This window comes from Pseudothermotoga sp. (genome assembly GCA_025060105.1).
Lineage (GTDB): Bacteria > Thermotogota > Thermotogae > Thermotogales > DSM-5069 > Pseudothermotoga_A.
Genome location: JANXCS010000012.1, coordinates 1 through 21840, shown reverse-complemented (window position 1 = coordinate 21840; position 21840 = coordinate 1). Strand labels below are relative to the sequence as shown.

Below are 21840 nucleotides of genomic sequence, written 5' to 3'. Positions count from 1 at the left end.
TTCATTCCTCCGTGTTGAGTCTGTATCCGACACCAGGCACAGTCTCAAGATACTTATCGTAACCGAAGGGTTTGAGTTTGCTTCTTAGATAGAGCACGTAGACATCAACGACGTTGCTTCTCGTTTCCCTTTCATTTCCCCAAACTTTTTCTAGGATTTCTTCACGACTGAAAACTACATTAGGATCCCTCATGAAGAGTTCTAAAAGATCGAATTCTCTTCTGCTCAGTTTCAGCTCTGTATCTTTCACCACAACTTTTCTCGTACGCGAATTGAGCTTCATCTCTTTGAACGTCAACACTTCGCCCCGTAGGATATGACTGCGTCTTATTAAACTTTGAATACGTACAAGCAATTCTCTAAAATCGAAGGGTTTGGTCAAATAGTCATCTGCACCACTACTGAGTCCGAATATCTTGTCGTCTACAGAATCGAGTGCGGTTAACATTAAAACAGGGGTTTGAACGTTGCACTCTCTCAATGTTTGCACGAATTCGAAACCATCGATCCCTGGGAGTAACACATCCAAAACGATGCAGTCGTAGCTTTCACTCAAAGCCATATCGAGTCCTATATCACCATCGAAAGCCAGCTCAACGAAGTATCCCTCTTTTTCAAGACCTTTCTTGAGTGAGTTGGCTAGATCTTCATTATCCTCAACAACGAGTATTCTCATTTAGCCCCGCCCCCACCTTGTTGTTTCCTCAATATTTCTTGCTGCACTTGTCTGAAGAGAGTAGGTGACTGATCGATCCTCAAAATTGCGGGCGTCTTCATGCTGACTACGGCCAAGTTTTTGTCGTTCCCAACGAGCCAACCCTCAGGTTGATAGAGAGCAAACAATATGTTTTTGCCTATGGACATAACTGTCAGTGATATCGCATCGCGTAAGCCTACTGAATATGTGAACACAGCCGTTTCGAGCGGTTTCTTTGAGATGATCTTCGGTTCTGTGACGGACACGACGTATTCATAACGGAACGTTACGACTATCCAGACGAAATCCTTTTCGATCTTGGTCAAATAAGCTGCGATGACGTCTTTCTCGTTGGTGAGATTTATTGCATCGAGTATCGTGAGTTTCAGTTGATTTGGATCCAAACTGCCATACATTTGCGAACTGATGGCCACTTTTTCTAAAAGTGTCTGTGAAAACATCGAGATGGAGATGAATACAAGGCACAGAAACAGAGGTTTTCTCATGCCACCACCGTTATATGTTAACAAACGTACGATTAAAAAAGCATTAGAACTTCACACATGCATTTCGTTTCAAGTTTATTTTAACTCAAAACGAACTTCATCGATCGAGTTGAGCTACTTTCCTTCCATGATATAATGAAAATTGAAAACTGAATACTGTGAACTCTGGGGAGCTCCTAATCCGGGGCTGAGAGGAGGACGGAAGTCCTCGACCCATCGAACCTGATCCGGGTAATGCCGGCGTAGGGAGAGTGTGAAATCTCAACCCGTCGCCGACGGGTTTTCGTTTTGGGAGGTGTTGGGAATGAGAATATCGTGCTCCATCAGATTTTTACCTTTGAAGACGAACGGAAAGGATGAAATCTACAAGCTCGTCGATGAAGCGATTGCTGTCATTGCAAAAAGTGGTTTGAAGTATCTCGTAGGACCTTCTGAGACAACAGTGGAGGGAGAGTTTTCAGACTTGCTCGATCTGATCAAACGGATCTATAACGAGATGACACCTCTCTGTGAAAGATACGTACTCGAGGTGGTCTTTGATTGTGCCAGGGATGGTGTAACCATCGATGAAAAGATTGCGAAGTATCGTTGAGATCGTTTCGATAACTGTTTTGATACTTTTTTGGCAGTTCGTTCCAGTGCCAACGTACTTATTACCCAAGCCTTCTCAAATTTTGTTCGAGCTTTTGAGGAATAGAGATATCCTTTTGAAGCATACGATAGTAACGTTGTACGAATCACTCGCAGGCTATTCACTCGCCATCGTTCTGGGCATTGTTGTTGCTTCGCTGATGTTCTTGATCAGAAGCGTTGCTAAGGCTTTATTACCGATCATCGTGTTCACTCAAACGATACCCATCACCGTCGTTGCGCCGATCATAGTCATATGGTTCGGCTTTGGAATCACCACGAAGATAGGTATCGTAGCTTTCTTATGTTTCTTTCCCATCGTGATAAGCACCTACGAAGGCTTCAGAACTGTTGATAAAGAAAAGCTTGAATTTCTGAAAGCTCATGGTGCAAAGTGGTTTCAAAAACTGAGATATCTTTATTTACCGCACACCATACCTTACACGATTGCCGGTATGAAGATCGCCGTAACGTATTCTTTAACGGCTGCCGTCATAGCTGAATGGATGGGCGCGCAGGCAGGTTTAGGCATTTACATCATAAGAGCTTTGAATTCGTTCAGGGTGGATCGTGTCTTCACGGCCGTTTTCATCATCATCGTCTTCACATTGATTTTGTTCTACACTCTTCATACGCTTCAAAGAAAACTCTTTCCTTGGGCAATGAGGATCGAAGGAGGTGTTTGAATGTGAGGAAACTTTGGCCAGTACTGATCTTGATCTGTACAGTCGGTTTTGCACAGCAAGTGATCGTTGCCCTCGATTGGTATCCCAACACAAACCATACTGGTCTTTATGTGGCGCTCGAGAAGGGTTATTTTGCCGAGGAAGGATTGAACGTTTCAATAGTTGAACCAGCCAAATTGAGTGCGGAACAAATGGTTGCAACGAACAACGCGCAGTTTGGTATCAGTTTCCAAGAGTTCGTCACTTTTGCTCGAGCCGAGGGTTTACCCATAGTTTCGATAGCAGCGATCGTTCAACACAACACCAGTGGATTCGCTTGGCTGAAGGGTTCTGGAATTTCGTCACCGAAAGATTGGGAAGGAAAAATCTATGGCGCTTGGGGTACCGAAGTCGAGGAAGCGATGTTGAAGACCATCGCAAGGAAATTTGGTATAAACTGGAACAAGATCAAAATGCAGACAGTGGGACAGCTCGATTTCGTGACTGGATTGAGACAGAAAGTGTTCGATTTTCAATGGGTCTTCTATGGTTGGGAGGTTATAGCAGCAAAACTCGCAGGTTTAGAGGTTGAGTTCCTGGCGTTGAAAGACATAGATGAAGTTTTCGATTATTATACTCCCGTGCTCATCACCAGTGAGAGGCTGATCCAGCAGTCTCCGGAGTTGGTTAGAAAATTCCTTAAAGCTGTGAGCAAGGGATATCTTTACGCCATCAAAAATCCAGAGGAATCAGCAAGGATCTTACTCAAACATGCCCCAGAACTAGATGAAAAGCTCGTGGTTGAATCTCAAAGGTTCCTGTCCAGCAAGTACTGGGAAGACTCACCGAAATGGGGATGGCAAGATGAACGTGTTTGGAGGAGGTTCTACGAGTGGATGAGAGAGAACAGATTGGTTGGCGAGCTGCAGATAGAAAAAGCATTCACGAACGAATTTTTGCCCTCCGAGTGAGAGATTTGAGAGTATCGTACGAAGAGCTTTTGGTTTTGGATGGCTTGGATTTGGAACTCGAGCGCGGCGAGCTTCTCGCCGTGCTCGGTCCTTCTGGTTGTGGCAAGACCACACTGTTGAGAGCCATACTGAACCTTGTCCCTTTTTCTGGAAAGATAGAAATTGGAACTAGCAAGCTTGGTTATATGCCACAGCGCGACACTCTATTTGAATGGCTGAACTGTATAGATAATGTGGCATTACCGTTGCTTTTGAAAGGTATTGACAAGGAAATGGCCAGAAAAACTGCCATGGAACATTTGCGGAAAGTTCAACTCGATGACTGGGCGTACAACTGGATATACGAACTTTCTGGAGGCATGAGGCAGAGAGTATCGCTGGCGCGCGCTCTAGTTACGGGAGCAGAACTTTTGTTGATGGATGAACCTTTCAGTTCGGTGGATGCACAAACTCGTAGAAGTTTGCAACTTTTGTTTTCCCATTTGGTGGCGAAGGAAGGAATAAGCGTTCTGCTGGTGACACACAGTGTAGAAGAAGCCGTGTTTTTGGCAGACAAGATTCTGTTGCTCACGGAAAGACCTGCAAAGATCAGAAGCACCTTCTATGTACCTTTGCCAAAACCAAGAGGTATAGAAACCCTCTCACACCAGATCTATCAAAAACTCGTTTCAGAGATCTACAGGGAGATCTTCTCAACGGTATGAGCGCTTCAACATAAGTTCTAACAGCATTGGAACCACTAACAGTGTGAAGATGGTAGTGACACTGAGACCGAGAATGATCGTCCAAGCTATGGGTGATTCGAGCTCTGAGCCTTCCGCTTTGCTCAGTGCAACGGGCACGAGAGCCAAAATGGTCGTGAGCGTCGTCATGAGGATCGGTCTGAGTCTGAGCGAAGCAGATTCCACCACTATGTTCCTGAACGGTTCATCTCTCCCTTGTTTTGCCCTTTGTAGAACGAAGCTCACCATCACGATCGCATTGTTCACAACTGTTCCAACCAGTGTCAGTGTTCCAACGAGGACAGGTAGGTTCAGATCGTATCTAAAAATCCACATTGTGGATGCGAGCGCGAGGATCGCCACAGGGACAGAAGTGAATATGATGAACGGCACCACGAAGGATTCGAATTGCGCAGCTAAGAGCATGTAAACTAAAAGTGCGGCAACTATTATCACCGTTCTGAACTCGCTGAAAAGTGTGTCCATAGATGTCTTCTGACCTGAAAGTTCATGCTCGACCTTCAAGTTCAACTCTTCTATGGTTTCTTCTACGATCCTCGTGAGTTTAGAAATGGATAGATTCGTCCCTGTTATGTCCACATAAACGACACGCTCACCGTTCATATGAGAGATGGAACTGAGGGTTTCTTTTTTCTCTATGTTCGCCAGAAATTCCAGCGGTACTTCCTGACCCCTGACATTATTGAAGGTGATTTTTTCAATATCTCCGATCGTTTGGATTTCTCCAGTTTTTAGATAAACCGGCAAAACACCTTCTTTTGTTGGTACAACTCCGATGGACTGACCCAAAGTACGTTTCTGCAACTCCATGAAGATTTGTCCAGGTACTAGTCCAGAAAACACGGTTCTCGGTCGATCTATACCGACCAACATCGTTTCCGAAGTTGCTTTGCCACGGATCGTCAGTTGACCCACGTTCTTTTGTTCCAACGCCTTCTGAAGTCTTTCAGCTTCTTCCATGAGAGTTTGCATATCTTTTCCTCTCAACACGACTGTGAGGGGATAACCAAACAGTTCAGCCATGAAGTCTGAGTCACTCACCTTTATCGTGGCTCCATCGATTCGAAATCTTTCTATCTCCGCGATCAACGCTCGTTTGTTAGTCGCGTACTCTGATTTTTTGCCACCCAGCCACACATACAAACTCGCTCTATCTTCACTCGCTCCTCCGACTATCTGTGAAAACTGACTCGTTATACCGATCTCGCAGTAAACGTTCTCGATGTTGTACTTCTTCTGCCTTTCGAGTAGAAATCTTTCCAAATTCGAAACGATCTGAGAGGTCTTTTCATATCCGGCTTGTTCATCGCATTTGACGGTGAGCATCAACGTATTCGTTTCGAACTCTGGGACAAAGCTCCGCGGTCTGTTCATAACGAAAAAGGCGCTGAGGAGGATGAGCAGAGAAATCAACGGCAGAACGAGGAGCTTTTTATCGAGAAGTTTCTCAAGGAGATTTTTGTAGGAGAGTCTGAACCTTTCGAACAGTTCTATCTTTTTTGAAATCACCCACTTCGACCCAGCCGGTACGAGTACACCAGCCACGCCTAGTGAAGCTGCTAGGGCAAGTGAAAGTGTGGCAGCGAAATATTTGAAGAGTGTTGCAGCGAAACTTTCCGTAAAGAGCAGTGGTACAAAAACGATGAGTGTCGTTGCTGTTGAGGCGAAGATCGCTCCGAAGACTTCCTTCGTGCCGATAGCTGCCGCATCGAGATAGTTGACCCCCTCGCTTTTATGTCTGAAAATGTTCTCAAAGACCACGATCGCATTATCGACGAGCATACCGACAGCCATCGTGAGCCCACCGAGCGTGAGCAAATCGAAGTTCAACTTGAAGAAATACATCAAGACTACAGCGACGATCAGCGAAACTGGTATGCTGAGAGAAACGATCGCCGTGCTGAAGAAATCCGGAACGAACAGTGCCACTACCAAAGCCGCGCAAACGAGTCCCAACAGGAGGTTTTTCAGCAAGTTGTCTATGGCCCTTCGTGTGTAGAGGGATTGATCCACGAGCGATACGTAAGAGACTTTGAGTTGCTTCAACAACTTCTTGACTTGTTCAACGGTTGCGACCGTGTTCGCTCCCGATCTTTTTCTGATCGCCACCACATTGGTGGTTTTTCCATTCACCCTCACGGTACCGTGTATTTGTTCTTCAACGATCTGTATGGAGGCTATCTGACCCAGCCTGACCGGCACGAGCAGTCTGGGAAGCTGTCCACTCATGGCTGACTGGTAAGTCAGTCCTCTGAAACCAACGATCGCGTTGCGCAGTTCGTCTATATCTTTGAACCGTCCATCCACGGTGATGGGATAGACATTTCCACGTTCATCTTTCAATTGGCCCATAGGATAAATCGCGTTGCCAGATAGAAATGTTTCAACGAGCGAAACATCTATCTGAAACTGTTTCACCTTCTCTGGATCCAGTTGAACTAGAACGCGCTTGTTTGGCTTACCCAGAATCTCGACACCCGCGACGTCGGGCAGCCTTTTGAGTTGGTCGACGAACCTTTCTGGTTCTTGTTCTGTCGAGAAGACAAAGACAGGAAGCAAAGAGGGATCGAACTCGATGACGGAAGGCTTGACCTGCTCTGGGAGGCTCGCCTGAGCGAGACTCAAATACCTTTCGAGTCTCGAAGAGGCAGCCAGCACGTCCACTCCCCATTCGTACTCGATCAAGATGAGGCAAAAGCCCGGTTGTGATACAGATGTAAAACTCTTCACACCGGGAACCGTGGCGATGATGCGTTCGAGCGGTTCTGTCACGAGTTGTTCAACCTCTTCAGTTCCCGCACCCATATAGGTGGCAAACACGGCCGCATATGGATATTCAAGGTTTGGGATCAAATCGAGGTGGAGCTTTCGAAGGGCAATGACACCGAGAGCCGCGATGGCCACGAGCAACATAAAGATTGCTACAGGTCTTTTGGCAGCCTGTCTGGCTATGTTCATTTTTAGTCTCACCTCCGTAGCTTATTTCAACTTCCCACCGCACATTTCCACGATCATCTTTGCCCACAACTCGTTGAGGTCCACAAGTTTGAGCCTCTCGCTGGAAGCGACCACGGGAAGCTCCGTGCACGCCAAAAGTACATAACCTTCAAAGTGAGGTTCCACTTTTTCAAGCCAAATGCTCTCGGCAGTTTCAAGCCTTCCCGCTTTCACCGAATAGATGACCTTCATGATTTGTTCTTGCAGATCGTCTTGTGGGATCTTTAGATTAAAACCAACTTCTTGAGCTGCTCTTTGATAAACACCACTGAATATGAGACCTTTGGTGCCAGCGAGCCAAGCTTCCTTTACACCAGTTTCCCAGAGTTTCTCTATTGCAAGTTTTGGTAGGTTCAGTACGGGTATGTTCACCTGTTGTTGTACTCTTTCTAAAAATGCGTGTGCGGTGTTACAAATGAAAAGGGCGAAGTCTGCTCCAGCTTTTTCTAACCTTCTCACAGAATCGACCAAATAAGGCGTGGGATCTTCTCCTCCTTGAAGTAGCGCCGCCGTTCTGTCTGGAACTGAAGTGTTGAAATCAACGATCATGCGTATGTGATCTTGATCCTTCTCAGCATGAGTGAATTCGACCACTTTTTTCAAAAAGTCTACCGTGGATAACGAACCCATACCTCCCACGATGCCTGCTACTTTTTTCATTTGTATACCCCCGGTGTACACAAGCTCATCGTTAAACCTTCCACCTCAACCACGACTTCTGCATAATATGCCACATGTCTGTTGACAGGTGGCTCAACCGAAATTGAGTATACACCTTCTTCCGGTAAGACTGGGAATCTAAACCATAAAGATTTTCTAAAATCTGTCGTGTCTGAAACAGCTCGGTGCAAATATACTTGCTTGATCATAGCATTGTGTTCTATTTGGATCGTTCCATTGCGAATTGTGAAATCAACCTTTGGAAGAGCATCTTTCAAGGTGAGTTTGAAAAACGCCGAAGCGTTCTCAACGACGTAAGGAACGTTCCTTATACCGTGTGAATTGTTGGGAACATACAACAGATAATTCTTACCGGGTAAATCGAAAAAGTAAAGATTTGCAGAGTATATCGTCCAGTATTCATCGTTCGTGGCGTTCACAATATACTTTGGCATCGTCAAACGTTCCTTATAACTGTATGGATCAACCATTTTCAGAAGTTTTCGTCCCACTTCCGTATTAACGTACTCAGGTAAACCTCTTTCCACGTAAGGTGAGATACTTCTACTGTACTCACCGTACATTTTCAATTGCTGTTCGAGTTGTTTTGGAAAATTCAGATTGTCAAAGACGATCGGGGCTATGGCGAACACCCTTTCATCCACAACCGCTGTGAGCCAAGTGGTCCAACCACGTTTCGAAGGACCAGTCACGAAAAACTTTTCAACGTTGAGCATTTGCTGTGCCATATCCATCGCTGCTACCGCCGCGGTGGTCATGGGGAACAAGAGTGGCCATGTGAAGTCTTCCGTCTCGCCATATTTGACAAAGGTGTGGGCGATCAAATCGTCTTCTCTGAGACCAAAGATGGGTTGGTTTGGAACGTCTCCGAGCACCACGAAAGGTGCAGAGAACTTCTCAGCGACCCAGAGGAAATCTTCAACATCCCTCGCCTTCGTTGGATCGAAATCTCCCGTGATGAACAACACACCAGCCTTATCGAATTCGGTGCGTGGTGGGACAACGATCAATACGTCGTGTTTCCAATCGAACCCTCGCCACGTTTGGCTCTTCAAAATCACATGTATGAGTTTGAAATTGCCCTCGGTGATTTTTTCGGAAACGATCTTGTACGATACCTCTTTGTATCTTTCGACAAAATCCAATAATTCTTGAGGAAAAGCAAGACTGATCAGTACAAGTAGGAAACATACAAATATTTTTTTCATGCTATCACCCCTGAAAATTATACCGAAAAAAGGGGCCTTTTCGGCCCCCAAGCGATCGATAAAAGCTTTTACGTTTTCATCTTTTCACTTTCAGCGATCACCACGGCACCGACGATATCACCAGTAACGTTGATGCACGTTCTTCCCATGTCGAGTATCCTGTCCACACCAGCGATCAAAGCGATACCTTCCATTGGAAGGCCAACGGATTGCAACACCATCGTGAGCATGATCAAGCCGGCACCTGGAACGCCGGCTGTCCCTATCGAGGCCAGAGTCGCAGTGAGAATGATCGTTAGTTGTTGAGCAAACCCCAGATTGATACCGAATATCTGTGCGACGAACAGGGCGCATATACCTTGGTAAAGCGCCGTTCCATCCATGTTTATGGTCGCACCGAGCGGCAACACGAAACTGCTCACAGTTTTTGGAACGTTCAGATCCTTCTCGGTCACTTCCATCGTGACAGGTAAAGTTGCGGAACTACTGCACGTAGTGAAAGCGACGAGCATCGCTGGGGATGCTTTTTTGAAAAACTCTCCAGGACTTCTTTTTCCTAAGGTTTTCACCAAGAGTGAGTACACAATACCTGCATGCAACGCCAAACCTATGTACAAACCAACGATGAGCTTCAATAGAGGTATCAACACCTTGGCACCCTGCGTTGCGACTACCGGTACGATGAGTGCGAACACGCCTATCGGTGCGTACAACATCACGATACCTACGATCTTGTAACTGATCTCTGCCAAGCTATCGAAAAACGTCAGAACTGGCTTACCTTTTTCTCCAAGGATCGTGATACCAACGCCTAGGAAGATCGCAAAGACGATTATCTGAAGCATGTTCATGTCGACCAGTGCTTTGAACGGATTTGAAGGAACGAGGTTCAAAAGCACGTCCGTTATTGAAGGAGGTTTTGCGGGGGTCACTTTAGCGTCGCTCGGGAGTGTCAAACCAGCTCCAGGCTTCAGCACGTTTCCAATGATCAAGCCGATGATGATGGCTATCGCTGTTGTGATGAGATAGTAAGCGATCGTTTTTACTCCGATTCTTCCAAGTCTCCTCACGTTCTCTGTACTCGCACTTCCAACGACCAGAGACGCCAGCACCAACGGAACGATGACCATCCTGATGAGGTTTAAGAACAGATCTCCGAAGGGTTTGATGTAAGTTCTTGCAACGTTCGGAGCAGGTTGCAAGATCAAACCCACGACCACTCCGATGATCAAACCGATGAGTATCCTCGTTGCCAGCCCAAACTTCTTCACCTCACCACCCCCACGGTGAATGTTGTACATATGATATTATACCGAGTTCATTTCTTAAAAGAAAACATTGTTCCCACCGCTGCAGGCAAAAATCGCTCGAAGGAATCTTTCTTCGAAAGGTATGTGAGCGTTACGGCGAACTCGTCAGCGATCAAATGCAGTTGCAGGGCTGAAAGAGTTGTACCACCATCAGCGAAAGAAAAGACTTTCCAGAAAAATTCGTTCCCTTCCACCGTGTTTTGACCGAATGAAAGTGAACGATAATCTTTGAGCTTCGATAGAGTGTTCTTTTCAACGAGATCTGCATATTCGTTCGCTTTCATACGTTTTGGAAGTTTTTCTTGAACTATCTGAATGTAACCGATTTTCTCACCGTCCACAGCCACGAAAGAGCCGATCTCTCCCTGTTCGATCTTCGCTGGTGTGAAGGGTTCGTAAAGAACCAACCTGTAAGAATGTTTCTCATCGACGTAATTGAAGAAGGTTGATCCTTTAATGCTACAGAGAGTTAGCAATGCTGGTATCGCGTAACGGTAGAATTCTTCTTCCGGCGCAAAATAACTCGCCACGTAAGCTTTGTTGTGACGTAAAAAAACCAGTTGGAAAGACTGAACCGATTTGCCTGAAATGTCGATCGAAAACCATCTGAAAAAACAATCGATACCGACTATCTTCATAAATCCCACGCTTCTTTCCTTCATCGTAGGTTGCTTGGTCGCCACGATCAGTTCGTTCAAGGTTGTCGTTGCGGAGACTGTGAAAGAAACTATCTGGATGGTACTTGTAGTTGTGGGTACTTTGAAGAGGCCTATCTCACCAGGTCGTGAAGGCTGAATTGTTATGAAAGGTTCATACACGCTCAAGGCTAAATCCATTGCAGGTGAAATGTAGAGCGTTTGACAAAAGATCGTTGTGGCAAACAATACAAAAAGAATTTGAACTGATCTCACCGCATCACCCCACAAGAAAGTTTAGCATCTACAATTTAAAAGTTGAATCAAACATCTTTCCGTAGTCTCAAATGTTAAGAAATAATGAAGTTGCATTTTGTATAGTACGTGGGTATAATATAAATGAAAGTGGAGGTGAAAGGTATGAAAAAGTTGAAAAGTATGGTGAGAGGTTTTACACTGATTGAACTTTTGATCGTTCTGGCGGTGATCGCAGCCTTGCTGGCTATAGTCACACCGCTGGCGTTGAATGCCGTAAATCAAGCAAAGGCTGCGCAGGTTGCTGCAAACTTTAGAAACATCAAAAGTGCTATCGAGTCATACTTCTACACACGAACCGGTGATTCTCTTAACACATTAACCACTTTGGTTAACGGAGGTTTTCTGGATAGAATACCTGATGGATTTAGTTTAGTTGGTTCTATCTCTTTAACAGCTGCTACTGCTGCTGCTACTTACACAATTAAATACACAGGTGGTGTAGATATAAATAGGTTGAGGAATATCTTGCCTGAGGCAACTGGTAACGTTACCGAAGTAACTTTAGATGGCACAATTGTTAAGTGGTGGTGATATGATCGAAGCCAGCCTTTCGGCTGGCTTTATTTTTTCAATTGCTTTATTTTGTTTTGCTGTCCCAACACCGCCACTTTTGGTCCTTTGTATTCATCTTCGTTGAACAGAGCAAAACTCATGATGATCAATTTATCTCCCACTTCGACCAGTCTCGCTGCAGCACCGTTCAGGGCTATCACACCACTACCGGCCTTCCCCTTTATCACGTAGGTTTCAAACCTTTCACCGTTGTTCAGATCTGCGACCAAAACGAGTTCGTTCTCTTTCAGATCCACAGCTTTCATCAACTCTTCATCTATTTCTATACTTCCTTCATAATCCAAGTTCTTCGCTGTTACTGTGGCCATGTGAAGCTTTGATTTCAGCATGAAACGCATCAACTCCATCGCCTCCCAAGAAAATTATAATCTCTTCAGGTGGTGTGAATGACGGCTTTTCTTGTGGCAGCTACGAGTGTTGCTTTGGTGCTCTCGGGTGGTGGAGCACGTGGTGCTTACCAGATAGGCGTGTGGAAAGCTCTCATCGAGCTCGGCATAGATGTTGTTGCCGTTTATGGTACGTCCGTCGGAGCGATCAACGGAGCTCTCATCGCCTACGGTGACTACGATTTTGCTGAAAAGAGCTGGCTCGAAGTACGGTTTGAAGATGTCATGAACATCCCCGAAGAGATGAAAAAGATCCTCACAGGTAACATATTCGAAGTGGATTGGTTGAAGGCGATCGAAATTGCGAGAGATCTGGTTGAAACTGGTGGGATAGACATCGGGCCGCTGCGAGAAAAGCTCAAGACGTTGTTACCAGAAGAAAAGATCAGAAATTCCAAGGTACACTACGGTCTCGTTACTTACTGTTTGAGCGATTTGAAGCCGTACATGCTCTATATCGAAGATGTTCCAGAAGGTATGCTCGCAGATTACATCCTATCGAGTGCCAATTTTCCCCTGTTCAAAAGGGAGGAGATCGCAGGTAAGATTTTCATCGATGGTGGCATTTACAGCAACGTGCCTGTGCGCATGGCGGTGGAAAGAGGTTGGGAAAATATCTTGGTGGTCGATATAGGGACGATAGGTTTGACGGATTTGCTGAACTATATGAGAATCTTTCGTGAAAAGAGTCACATTGGTTACATCAGACCGAGGGAACATTTCGGCAACGTTTTGAATTTCGATCGTGAGGTGATCAGAAAATATTTGATCGAAGGTTACCTCGACACACTCGCGTACTTTGGAAAACTGCACGGCGAATATTACTATCTGTCGAGCGATGAAGACGTTTTGAAAATCCTCTTTGAACAGCTCGATCCAACCTCTAGAGATATCGCTGCCACACTGCTCGGTGTGAAAATGCCTACACATCTGTCTGCTCAGCAACAATACGAGTCCTATATATTGCCACGCTTGAGGTTCGAAACGCTCGCGTTGTTCGACGAATCTAAGAGGGTTTCACTGAAGGTTTTAGAAACATTGGCGCGCTTGTTGAAGGTGGAACGATTAAGAACGTACACACCGTATGAATTGTTAGAGGCGATAGTTCAAAGCACGGAACCAGAAGGATTGTTGAGCAAGATCGCACTTCAACTCAGATACAGAAGGCTTTTAGATTTTGTCCTTTTTCTTCACAAGCAAAACCAAAGAAAAACGAAAGATCTAGAGCGATTTTTTTCTTCAAACTGAACCACCATCGTTTCGCTGTCGTTTCACTATTTCGTAAGCCAATTTTGCTACCGCACCCGCTATGTGTGTCTTGAGCTCACCTTTCTCCTCTTCAGAAAACTTATCCAGATCTTCAAGCCTTTTCTTAACTGTTTCTACATCCGCTTTCAGCATATTCCTCACAGTAGCACTGGAGATGCCGAGATACTCTGCGATGCTCTCTTCGTTTTTCAAGTAATCTTCTTTCAAAACGATAGCTATGCATGCTCTTGCCAGAGAAGCAAGCCAAGTGAGATTTCTATGTTGAGCGAGTTTGTTCAACCCCCCCAAGAGCTCGATCGATTTAAGGAAGACTTCGACAGCAGTAAGCTCGATTCGTTTCTCAAGTTCTGTCATCTTCGCATCGTAGATCATCACTTTCACTCCTTTCCAATGGGTCCAAGGATTTTCACTAGTCCCGTTTCTGTGATCTCCATGATGTGCGTTCTAGTATCGTGGCCTGAGAGTCTACAACCGTCTATCCTGAATAGTCTAACTATATCTCCAACTTGTTTCCCATACACTTTTGACTTGTAAGTGTTGTCGACGAGTTCCTTGGCGAAAACGAAACAACCATCCACAATGTGGCTCACAGCGTAACCTCCCGCAGCCTCCGCAGTGAGCTCCTCGTGACCACTACGCTTTTGTGAAACGAACAGTGCGGTTTGATGCCATTTTTTCATGAAGTTGAACAATCTTCTGACGATGGTACGCGCTGCAACCTCCCTGTTTTCATATAGGCCTGTTATTGAGTCTATAACGACGAATCTTGTCTTGAACTGCTTGATCACGTGTGCAAGCGTGGTCAGCAAGTCTGGTATATTGTCGCGAATTGTGTCATGAGAAGCTGCATCTATGATTATGATGTTCTTCTCAATTTTTTCTGGCTCATTTCCCATCGCTATCGCTCTCATTTCAAGACCTCTCGCCACAAAAATCGCCGGTGATTCTACAGTGACGAAAGCAACTCTTTCTCCACGTGCCGCCTGTGTCACGGCAAACTGTTCAACAAACAGTGATTTTCCAGTGTCTGAAACGCCAGTAACGTTGAAGACAGCGTAAGCAGGTATGCCTCCTAGGTTCTTTTTCGCAAGCTTTCCATCTTTCAACTCTACAGTGAAGAACAGCTCATCGAGACCTTCTACACCGCTCGGTATGCCAACGATTTTCGGTGCGTCTTTCACAGCTTCTCCCATCACGACGATGCTTTCTTCAACAATCTTTGGTTCATAATGAGATCCCTCGTATCTCTCCACCATACTAACCACCTCACATCATTAATTAAAACAAAAAGCGCCGGCTTTCACCGGCGCTACCTATGGGGGTGGGGACTCATTTAGCGTATTCTTCAAGCGCGTCTATGAAATCTTCGTCGAACAGAATTGAATCTTTCGCGAAACTTCTAAATTTTGGACCGACATTCCAACAATCAGGAGTTCTGCGGGATCTGAGATATTCCATCAGGCGTTGTAGCTGACCAACTTTGAGTGTTTCTGCTACTTTTTGATTGAGTTCTTTCAACACTTCAACTCTTTTTTGATTGAGTTCTCTGATCTGGGTTCTGAATTCATACACTGTCATATCCTTGGCTTTCTCGTAGAGCGCTTCGTATTCCTCTTTTAGATCTTTGAGTTTGGTCTTGGCATCTTCCACAGCTGATAAGAGTTTTTGTGCTTGATCTTTGGTGAGGTTCATGGCTTCGAATGCTTCTTCATAGGAGAACTGCTGTCTGAACTGATATCTTGGTGCTGGAGCCATGGGTTGTCTCCAAGTTGTGATTGGTTGTCTCCATTCTGGAGAGAATTTCTGAGGGGCGTAGTTGAACTTACCTACAGCGAAACTCATCGTTGTTGCCAACGCTATCAGTATCGCTGTCAATGCGAGTGCTCTCTTCACCTTGACCACCTCCAAGTGAGTTTTTCAGTGTTTCCATAACTATTGTCCCGTGTTGAAAGATTTTTGTTTTGGTTTTTAAGAAAACTCTAATATTTCACATCGAGTTGGCTGGCCTTTAGAATCTTTCTTGGGGTGGTGCATGCATGGACGGTCACGAAGTGGTCGATACTGTGAGGTTCATCAGTTGTTTTCATCGAGTCAGAGGCAGTGACGAATACAAATTGTTGCTCGAGCGTTTGAAAGAGATGTTGATCGCATGGGGTTTGAGTGAGCGACAGATGGAAATCATCGAGTATCCCACTGGGGGGGTTCGGTACGGTAATTTCGATTCGACCATGGCATGGAACATCAAGGATGCGGAGCTGTGGTTAGAAGAGCCAAGGATGTTCCTTAACAGTTTCAAAAGTTGCAAGACTTCAGTGCTTTTCGGGAGCAATCCTACGAATGGTTGGAAGATATTCGAGCTCGTTGACGAGAGCTATTCAAATGATCTTTCAAATAAAGCTGTACTCGTTCAAATGAATCCAAATAAAGCGTTCAAAGAATTTGTTGAGAAGCGTGGTGCTAAATGTTTGCTCATCTACTTCATGAGAGCTCAAGATGAATCGATCGGGAGAGTTCCTACTCGAATGCCAGACACTGTGAATTATCTTTCACTACCACACACTCTTTCGGCAAGTCAGCACGGTGCTTTCGGTTTCTCGCTCAGCTATAGACAGTACGAACTTCTCAAAAACTTTGTGAACAAGGGAGCGAAGGTGAGGCTCTTCATAGACAGCGAGCTGAAAGTAGGTAAACTTCAAGTGTTTCGCGTGAGGTTCAAAGGTCTTCAAAATAAAAAAATCGGCATCGTGGCACATCTGTGTCATCCAAGTCCCGGTGCGAACGATAACGCTTCGGGTGCTGCGCTCGCGTTGCATCTGTGTCGAGAGTTGAACGAAAAGCGACTCGCCTACGATGTGGATGTCATACTTCTTCCAGAGTTCTATGGAAGCTTGCCGTACGTGGCTCAACACAAAGATTACGAATTTGTCATCAATTTGGACATGGTTGGGGAAGATCAGCTCAAGACTGGCTCAACTCTCATGCTTCACGAAACACCATTCCTTTTGAACACTCATTATGACGAACTGCTCTATGATTCGATGTTACTCTTCGCGCCAACCTCTTCTGATTCCTTCAGTAGAAGATTTTTCAGAAGTACTTTCAAGTCTGGTTCAGATCATTCTGTGTTTGAAAACTATTCAGTACCATCACCGTTTTTGGGTCAGTGGCCCGACAGATACTACCATACGAACGAAGATACACCAGACAAGTGTGATCCTGTCATGTTCGAATGGATAGGTAAAGCTGTGTTGAGAACGATCGAGCTGGCCGATCGAATACCAGATTACGTGATCGAACAGGTGCACGGTAGGATGAAGAGCTTTTTGAGAAAGATCGCCGCTAAACCTGGCGCGGAGATCATCGCAAGCGTTGTGAAAAAATCTCACGGTGAAAGCGTTGAAATACCTGAGCCGAAAGTTCGAATCTTTCCATCCGTTGAAGGACCGTTGGGGTACGAATGGTTCGATAAAGCAGGTGAGCTTTCGGAAAAGAGAGAAGTAGTGAACCTCGGTGAAACCATTCAACTTGCAGCCAGATACACACAAGATTACGATGCAACTATCACGTTCGCTTCGACTTATTTGAACGTGGATGAAAAGATGACGCAGGACGTGTTGGATGTGCTTTTGAAGAACGATTTTCTGAAGAAAATCAACTGACGATCTTCAAACCAAGTTCTCTAGCTTTTTTCAAAGCTCTGGTCAGTTCATCGTGAGTGATGCGCCTGCTGATCTCAGGATGATTGTGAGCTTTAAAAGCAGGGTAATACTGCGCCATGATGTTGACGGGAATTTCCACGGAAACGGAAGCGATCAGCTCGAGCACCCTTTCGCTCGAAGAAGCGTCGTTAGGCATGACCAAATGCCGAACGAAAACTCCACGTGTGGCGATGCCGTGCTCGATCTTCAGAGGACCAACTTGACGGAACATTTCTTCGAGTGAGCTTTTGGCGATCGTGGTGTAATTGGTAACCTTTGAATATTTCAAAGCCTTTTCATCGTCACCGTACTTGAAATCTGGCATGTAGATGTCGATCACACCCTCCAAAAGTTTGAGAGTTTGAATCGATTCATAACCACCGCAGTTGTACACTATGGGTATTCTTAGGCCCGATTCTAAAGCGTAGATGATCGCTTCGACTATCATGGGCACTTGATGCGTTGGGCTCACGAGGTTTATGTTGTGACAGTTCATCCTTTGAAGCTTGAGCATAATCGATGCCAGATCTTTCACCTCGATTTCTTCTCCTTCGTGCATTTGGCTGATCGTCCAATTTTGGCAGAAGACACAACTCAGATTGCAGTTGGTGAAGAAGATCGTGCCCGAACCTCCGACCCCCACGAGGAAGCTTTCCTCACCAAAATGTGGACCAAAGCTTGAAACGATGGGTTTAACGCCCGTTCTGCACGCACCATCTTTTGACGTGAATCTGTTGACACGACAATTTCTTGGACAGAGCGTGCAACTTTCCAAAAGTTCATAGAGTTTATCTGCCCGCAATTTCAATTCGGAGATGCTCAGTTTCATTTTTTCTCTTCCAACTCGATACCTCTGAGCAACTCAAGTTGTTTTTTCAGCTCTCTGATACCCATGTTTCTCAAAACAAATTTGCAGACGGCATACTCAAAAGGAAGCCAAGTTACATGCCCTGACGGTATCACGTACCGTTTTGGTCTTCCAAGAGCTTCCCAGAGTAATTTTCTACTTCTCTTCGGTAAAGCTCTGTCGAATAAAGCTTCAATGAAGACGATTTTCTCTTTCTTGACGAACTTCGCATAAGCGATTGGATCGAGTTTCAAATAGGGATGTATATCAGAACTCTGCATTTGTTCGACCGTCTCAAACTGAGAGAGTTTCTTGATATCATCATCGAAAGTTCTCAGAAATGATTCTCTCTCGCCCACACCGTACGGAGCTTTGTTCAATGAACTTTTGTCGCGTCTGAAAAATGCGAGCGTGGGTGAATACCAAAGCAATGTGGCCATCTCTCCACCGACGGTCATCAAGATCGTTCTTTCAAAATCCTCGCTCACGGCATTCAGCATGACGGCCAACATACCACCGAGGCAGAAGCCGAACAGGTGAGTCTTAGAAAGCCAGATACCTTGTTGCTTCATCCAATCCACAAGGCTCAGCACATCGACGACGGCCTGTTCCCAAAAACGTGTGGCTCTTTCGACATCTTGGTGGAAGTAATCTTTTCCACTGGTCGAACCGTGTGCCACGCGTGTGAAGTTACCTGGTAAGATGGGTAGCATCACCCTGATACCCGCATTGGCAAGGTGGCCCGCCATCCACAACAAGAAAGGTACGTTCGTTGAACCGAGACCATGTAGGATGAACAGATTACCCAAAGCTTGTTCTTTGGGATCGAACATGTAAGCTTCCACCGTCTCTGTACCTCTGAATGGTTTGGCGTACAGGGTTTTGAACCTCAGCACAGAGACTCTAAATTTTTTTGCTTTGAATATGTAACCTGAGGAGAAATCTATTGTTCTTTTTTCATACGTGAACGAAACGATCAAGAAGGACCACCTTCTGAAAGAAATTCTACCGTTGCTTCCACGATTTGCCTAGTTTTTTCGTCTTTCAGAACGAATTCGAAACCATGTTCAGCAGTGGGATGAGTTAATAGTTTAACTTTACAACCGAGTTTTTTGAGCTTTCTGTACATCTTCACTGAAGATTCATAAGGAACTATAGAATCCTTTTTACCGTGGACCAAGAGTACTGGAGGCATCGATGGATGAACTCGATTGATGGGCGAATACTCTGCATAGACTTCCTTCGATTTCACAGGCAATCTCTTCAGCGTTGCAATCAAAGAGATTCGAGCGAACAGGGAAGGTGATTCCCAAACATCGAGTAAATCGCTAGGAGCATAGTACGCAACCACGTTCTTGACGAGCCAGTACATTTTCGTTGCGGTGAGCAATGCGAGATGTCCACCAGCGGAAAGTCCCATCAATGAAATCTTTCCATCTGGCAAACCAAGTTTTTCTCTGTTACTCTTCAAAAACTTCAGTGCTTGAGAAAGTTCATCAACTAGATCATCTATCTTCGCTCTGTATCCTCTTGAGTAATCAACCGCTGCAACGATGAACCCTCTTGAGACTAAAAACTTGTACCAAGATAGATTGTTGGGTTGCCTACGATAGCCACTGATCCAACCACCGCCATGTGCGAACAGTACAACGCCTCTCTTCTGTGATCGAGGATAGAAAACATCCAGCTTCAAACCTTTCATGTACTCGAATGTTTTGACACACAACCACGGTTTCTTATTCACTTTGAATGGTAATCTTCCAAAGACTGCTCGTCTCAAATATGGTATGTTGAAGATCAGAACAACGAGTAAAAATACAAAGAAATTGAGCGAAAGGCTGAAAATGATCAACGACAACTTCAACCAGATTCTTATTCGATTCGAAAACTTCTTTCTGACCACGGAAGATCTCGACATTCACCTCTGAATCGATTCTACATTTTTTTATTTTCGGAAATCAACAAGCTCGGCTGTATATTTCTGATCAGGTATTTCCAATTTCAAGACGAGTTCTATCTGTTTGCTCGCCACCCAACTGAAAAGTTTTTGTTCGTTCGTATAAAAACTGAATCTTTTACCAGCGTACTTTCCAACCTTTTCATCTTTTTCATAAGTTATCTTCATGCCATACATGTTCACCGTCTTTGGATTGTCGATGTCGATCAACTGAAAGAACGGTAAAAAGCCTGGGTTGTATATATAGCTGAACATGAGATAAATGTAAGGCAAGGCGAACACATCGTACTCGAGATCTTCTTGAACTGTGAATTTGACGGTATAGGTGATATCATAACCTTCTTTACCTTTTTCGATCTGCAATGTGGTTAAAGCCGTTTTGTCTTCGATGGTGACTCTGTAGGTGATCGATTTGTAACTGAGCAGATTCACATTCGGTTGGAATGCCAACACCATTGTGATCAAGGTCAAGAACGACACCGTCAGAAACTTTTTCATACCATCGCCCCCTTGGTTTGGTTGATTTATTTTACCACATATTTTCAAAATAAATTAAAAACATCCAAAGATCGTAGGTGCAGTCTAAGATTTTTTATGGTATTTTGCCAGCAATTCGTATATCATTTTGATTTGATTTTACATCAGCAAAAAATTGTTTTGCTTGCTTGACAACTATCTCAAAATTCTATATAATGTTTGAGAAACAAAAATTATTTTTATAAACAAAGGAGGAATGAGCGTGCGATCGCTGAGAATTAAAATGTTGCTGCTCATTTTGATTCCAACAGTTGCAGGACTAACCATCGCTGGATTCATCACTTATTGGCGTGTGAGAACTTCGATGGTTGATCATGAGTATGAGAGTGGATTGGAACTGGCCTCAACGGCTGCCGACATTGTGGACGAGTGGATAGCAGGATTGATCAAGGAAACTGAATGGATCGCTGGAACGAACGCCGTGATGAATGCCATCAAATCTGGTGATTGGAACGATTTGATGAAAAATTATCTGCCACCGCGGTTGAAGAACAAACCTTACATCGAAATGGCCTTCATAGCTTATCCAGATGGTACTGCTCCGACTACGGTTGGTAGTGTTGCAAATGTCGTTGATAGGGATTATTTCATAAAGATTATGAAGCAGAATTACAATGTCGTTGTGAGCGATGCATTGATTTCAAGAGCCACAGGTAAAAATATATTCGTAGTGGCTGCTGCGGTGAAGAATGAAAAAGGAGAAACCGTTGGTCTTTTTGGAGTCACAGTACTTCTCGATACAATAAGCAAAATAGCGGCGGATATAAAAATTGGTGAGAAAGGTTATGGATGGATCGTCGATTCAAAAGGTTTGGTTTTGGCTCACCCCAATTCAGAATATCTGATGAAATTGAACATTACAGCTTCATCGAAAGATGGGTTCAAAGGTTTGGAAGAAATTGCGAAGAAAGCTTTGTCCAAGGAAACTGGTTTCGGAAAGTTCACAAATCCAAAGGGTGAAATTGAAAACACTTTCTACGCTCCTCTCCACAACACGCAAGGTTGGTCTTTCTTGGTGAGTGTTCCTGAAAAGCAGATACTTTCTACCGTTAACGATGCGACACTCATTATAATGTTCATCTTCGTAGCCATTGCTGCTGTGGTTGGTGGGTTGATATTCTTCGTCAGTGGTACTATCTCCAAGCCGATCAAAACATTAGCAGACAGGGCTCTTGTTTTTGGCAAAGGGGATCTCACGGTGAGATTCGAAGC

The 21840-nt window shown here is 44.7% G+C and carries 23 protein-coding genes and 1 riboswitch; of the genes, 8 read left to right on the top strand and 15 right to left on the bottom strand.

Features of this window, described 5'->3' with window-relative positions:
* Position 1: 1 nt before the first annotated feature.
* Together NZ875_09365 and NZ875_09360 are read right to left on the bottom strand one after the other, a co-directional pair.
* Positions 2 to 676, bottom strand: coding sequence for a response regulator transcription factor (locus NZ875_09365; GenBank protein ID MCS7175945.1), 675 nt, complete (start codon positions 674 to 676; stop codon positions 2 to 4).
* Entirely contained in the window at positions 673 to 1203 is a 531-nt protein-coding gene (locus NZ875_09360) for a hypothetical protein (GenBank protein MCS7175944.1), read from the bottom strand. Before NZ875_09360 ends, NZ875_09365 begins: the two co-directional genes overlap by 4 nt.
* A 156-nt stretch (positions 1204 to 1359) precedes the next feature.
* A riboswitch (TPP riboswitch) is annotated at positions 1360 to 1469 on the top strand.
* A 38-nt stretch (positions 1470 to 1507) separates the two neighbouring features.
* On the opposite strand from NZ875_09360, the gene NZ875_09355 reads away from it, so the two are divergent.
* The 4 genes from NZ875_09355 to NZ875_09340 are packed head-to-tail and all read left to right on the top strand — an operon-like array spanning position 1508 to position 4173.
* Positions 1508 to 1795 (top strand): thiamine-binding protein, encoded by a 288-nt coding sequence (locus NZ875_09355; protein ID MCS7175943.1) that lies wholly within the window; start codon positions 1508 to 1510, stop codon positions 1793 to 1795.
* A complete protein-coding gene (locus tag NZ875_09350; GenBank protein MCS7175942.1) occupies positions 1770 to 2519 on the top strand; it encodes an ABC transporter permease in 750 nt (249 codons plus the stop codon). The genes NZ875_09355 and NZ875_09350 overlap by 26 nt, the downstream gene beginning before the upstream one ends.
* A gap of 2 nt (positions 2520 to 2521) precedes the next feature.
* The gene (locus tag NZ875_09345) at positions 2522 to 3469 is read left to right on the top strand and encodes an ABC transporter substrate-binding protein (GenBank protein ID MCS7175941.1); all 948 of its coding nucleotides are present in this window, start codon (positions 2522 to 2524) and stop codon (positions 3467 to 3469) included.
* Complete coding sequence (locus tag NZ875_09340) at positions 3391 to 4173, top strand: ABC transporter ATP-binding protein (GenBank protein ID MCS7175940.1); 783 nt, start codon at positions 3391 to 3393, stop codon at positions 4171 to 4173. Before NZ875_09345 ends, NZ875_09340 begins: the two co-directional genes overlap by 79 nt.
* Here the strand turns inward: NZ875_09340 and NZ875_09335 are convergent.
* The 5 genes from NZ875_09335 to NZ875_09315 form a co-directional block, all read right to left on the bottom strand.
* On the bottom strand, positions 4162 to 7170 hold the full coding sequence (locus NZ875_09335; GenBank protein ID MCS7175939.1) for an efflux RND transporter permease subunit: 3009 nt from the start codon (positions 7168 to 7170) through the stop codon (positions 4162 to 4164). The two genes, NZ875_09340 and NZ875_09335, sit on opposite strands and share 12 nt — an antisense overlap.
* A gap of 21 nt (positions 7171 to 7191) precedes the next feature.
* Positions 7192 to 7869: an amino acid racemase gene (locus NZ875_09330; GenBank protein MCS7175938.1), complete on the bottom strand. Its 678-nt coding sequence runs from the start codon at positions 7867 to 7869 to the stop codon at positions 7192 to 7194.
* On the bottom strand, positions 7866 to 9098 hold the full coding sequence (locus NZ875_09325) for a PhoPQ-activated pathogenicity-related family protein (GenBank protein ID MCS7175937.1): 1233 nt from the start codon (positions 9096 to 9098) through the stop codon (positions 7866 to 7868). Before NZ875_09325 ends, NZ875_09330 begins: the two co-directional genes overlap by 4 nt.
* A 68-nt stretch (positions 9099 to 9166) precedes the next feature.
* Positions 9167 to 10369 (bottom strand): dicarboxylate/amino acid:cation symporter, encoded by a 1203-nt coding sequence (locus NZ875_09320; protein MCS7175936.1) that lies wholly within the window; start codon positions 10367 to 10369, stop codon positions 9167 to 9169.
* 47 nt (positions 10370 to 10416) lie between these two features.
* Positions 10417 to 11319, bottom strand: a complete 903-nt coding sequence (locus tag NZ875_09315; protein MCS7175935.1) for a hypothetical protein — start codon at positions 11317 to 11319, stop codon at positions 10417 to 10419.
* Positions 11320 to 11481: 162 nt separating this feature from the next.
* Between NZ875_09315 and NZ875_09310 the strand changes: the two genes are divergently transcribed.
* Positions 11482 to 11892, top strand: a complete 411-nt coding sequence (locus NZ875_09310; GenBank protein MCS7175934.1) for a type II secretion system GspH family protein — start codon at positions 11482 to 11484, stop codon at positions 11890 to 11892.
* A gap of 29 nt (positions 11893 to 11921) precedes the next feature.
* Here NZ875_09310 and NZ875_09305 read toward each other — a convergent pair whose 3' ends face one another.
* A complete protein-coding gene (locus NZ875_09305; protein ID MCS7175933.1) occupies positions 11922 to 12275 on the bottom strand; it encodes an aspartate 1-decarboxylase in 354 nt (117 codons plus the stop codon).
* A 45-nt stretch (positions 12276 to 12320) separates the two neighbouring features.
* Here NZ875_09305 and NZ875_09300 point away from each other — a divergent pair, with 45 nt between their 5' ends.
* On the top strand, positions 12321 to 13568 hold the full coding sequence (locus tag NZ875_09300; protein ID MCS7175932.1) for a patatin-like phospholipase family protein: 1248 nt from the start codon (positions 12321 to 12323) through the stop codon (positions 13566 to 13568).
* Here the strand turns inward: NZ875_09300 and NZ875_09295 are convergent.
* The 3 genes from NZ875_09295 to NZ875_09285 all read right to left on the bottom strand — a co-directional run bounded on the left by NZ875_09295 (position 13560) and on the right by NZ875_09285 (position 15482).
* Positions 13560 to 13961: a hypothetical protein gene (locus NZ875_09295; protein MCS7175931.1), complete on the bottom strand. Its 402-nt coding sequence runs from the start codon at positions 13959 to 13961 to the stop codon at positions 13560 to 13562. The genes NZ875_09300 and NZ875_09295 overlap by 9 nt on opposite strands.
* 5 nt (positions 13962 to 13966) lie before the next feature.
* Entirely contained in the window at positions 13967 to 14842 is an 876-nt protein-coding gene (locus NZ875_09290) for a KaiC domain-containing protein (protein ID MCS7175930.1), read from the bottom strand.
* A 76-nt stretch (positions 14843 to 14918) separates the two neighbouring features.
* A complete protein-coding gene (locus NZ875_09285; protein MCS7175929.1) occupies positions 14919 to 15482 on the bottom strand; it encodes a eukaryotic translation initiation factor 3 subunit E in 564 nt (187 codons plus the stop codon).
* Positions 15483 to 15625: 143 nt separating this feature from the next.
* Here NZ875_09285 and NZ875_09280 point away from each other — a divergent pair, with 143 nt between their 5' ends.
* Entirely contained in the window at positions 15626 to 17248 is a 1623-nt protein-coding gene (locus NZ875_09280; GenBank protein MCS7175928.1) for a DUF4910 domain-containing protein, read from the top strand.
* Here NZ875_09280 and NZ875_09275 read toward each other — a convergent pair.
* The 4 genes from NZ875_09275 to NZ875_09260 are packed head-to-tail and all read right to left on the bottom strand — an operon-like array spanning position 17241 to position 20589.
* Positions 17241 to 18116, bottom strand: coding sequence for a radical SAM protein (locus NZ875_09275; GenBank protein MCS7175927.1), 876 nt, complete (start codon positions 18114 to 18116; stop codon positions 17241 to 17243). The genes NZ875_09280 and NZ875_09275 overlap by 8 nt on opposite strands.
* On the bottom strand, positions 18113 to 19111 hold the full coding sequence (locus tag NZ875_09270) for an alpha/beta hydrolase (GenBank protein MCS7175926.1): 999 nt from the start codon (positions 19109 to 19111) through the stop codon (positions 18113 to 18115). The genes NZ875_09275 and NZ875_09270 overlap by 4 nt, the downstream gene beginning before the upstream one ends.
* Positions 19111 to 20052: an alpha/beta hydrolase gene (locus NZ875_09265; GenBank protein MCS7175925.1), complete on the bottom strand. Its 942-nt coding sequence runs from the start codon at positions 20050 to 20052 to the stop codon at positions 19111 to 19113. Before NZ875_09265 ends, NZ875_09270 begins: the two co-directional genes overlap by 1 nt.
* Before the next feature lie 27 nt (positions 20053 to 20079).
* Positions 20080 to 20589, bottom strand: a complete 510-nt coding sequence (locus NZ875_09260; GenBank protein MCS7175924.1) for a hypothetical protein — start codon at positions 20587 to 20589, stop codon at positions 20080 to 20082.
* 241 nt (positions 20590 to 20830) lie between these two features.
* Between NZ875_09260 and NZ875_09255 the strand changes: the two genes are divergently transcribed.
* Positions 20831 to 21840, top strand: a 1010-nt coding sequence (locus NZ875_09255) for a cache domain-containing protein (protein MCS7175923.1), incomplete at its 3' end; no start/stop codon positions are given.

Bases quoted from the DNA above. Each gene is read 5' to 3' on its own strand.
- NZ875_09365 (MCS7175945.1), bottom strand. From the start codon at position 676: ATGAGAATACTCGTTGTTGAGGATAATGAAGATCTAGCCAACTCACTC.
- NZ875_09360 (MCS7175944.1), bottom strand. From the start codon at position 1,203: ATGAGAAAACCTCTGTTTCTGTGCCTTGTATTCATCTCCATCTCGATG.
- NZ875_09355 (MCS7175943.1), top strand. From the start codon at position 1,508: ATGAGAATATCGTGCTCCATCAGATTTTTACCTTTGAAGACGAACGGA.
- NZ875_09350 (MCS7175942.1), top strand. From the start codon at position 1,770: ATGAAAAGATTGCGAAGTATCGTTGAGATCGTTTCGATAACTGTTTTG.
- NZ875_09335 (MCS7175939.1), bottom strand. From the start codon at position 7,170: ATGAACATAGCCAGACAGGCTGCCAAAAGACCTGTAGCAATCTTTATG.
- NZ875_09330 (MCS7175938.1), bottom strand. From the start codon at position 7,869: ATGAAAAAAGTAGCAGGCATCGTGGGAGGTATGGGTTCGTTATCCACG.
- NZ875_09325 (MCS7175937.1), bottom strand. From the start codon at position 9,098: ATGAAAAAAATATTTGTATGTTTCCTACTTGTACTGATCAGTCTTGCT.
- NZ875_09310 (MCS7175934.1), top strand. From the start codon at position 11,482: ATGGTGAGAGGTTTTACACTGATTGAACTTTTGATCGTTCTGGCGGTG.
- NZ875_09300 (MCS7175932.1), top strand. From the start codon at position 12,321: ATGACGGCTTTTCTTGTGGCAGCTACGAGTGTTGCTTTGGTGCTCTCG.
- NZ875_09295 (MCS7175931.1), bottom strand. From the start codon at position 13,961: ATGATCTACGATGCGAAGATGACAGAACTTGAGAAACGAATCGAGCTT.
- NZ875_09280 (MCS7175928.1), top strand. From the start codon at position 15,626: ATGGACGGTCACGAAGTGGTCGATACTGTGAGGTTCATCAGTTGTTTT.
- NZ875_09275 (MCS7175927.1), bottom strand. From the start codon at position 18,116: ATGAAACTGAGCATCTCCGAATTGAAATTGCGGGCAGATAAACTCTAT.
- NZ875_09265 (MCS7175925.1), bottom strand. From the start codon at position 20,052: ATGTCGAGATCTTCCGTGGTCAGAAAGAAGTTTTCGAATCGAATAAGA.
- NZ875_09260 (MCS7175924.1), bottom strand. From the start codon at position 20,589: ATGAAAAAGTTTCTGACGGTGTCGTTCTTGACCTTGATCACAATGGTG.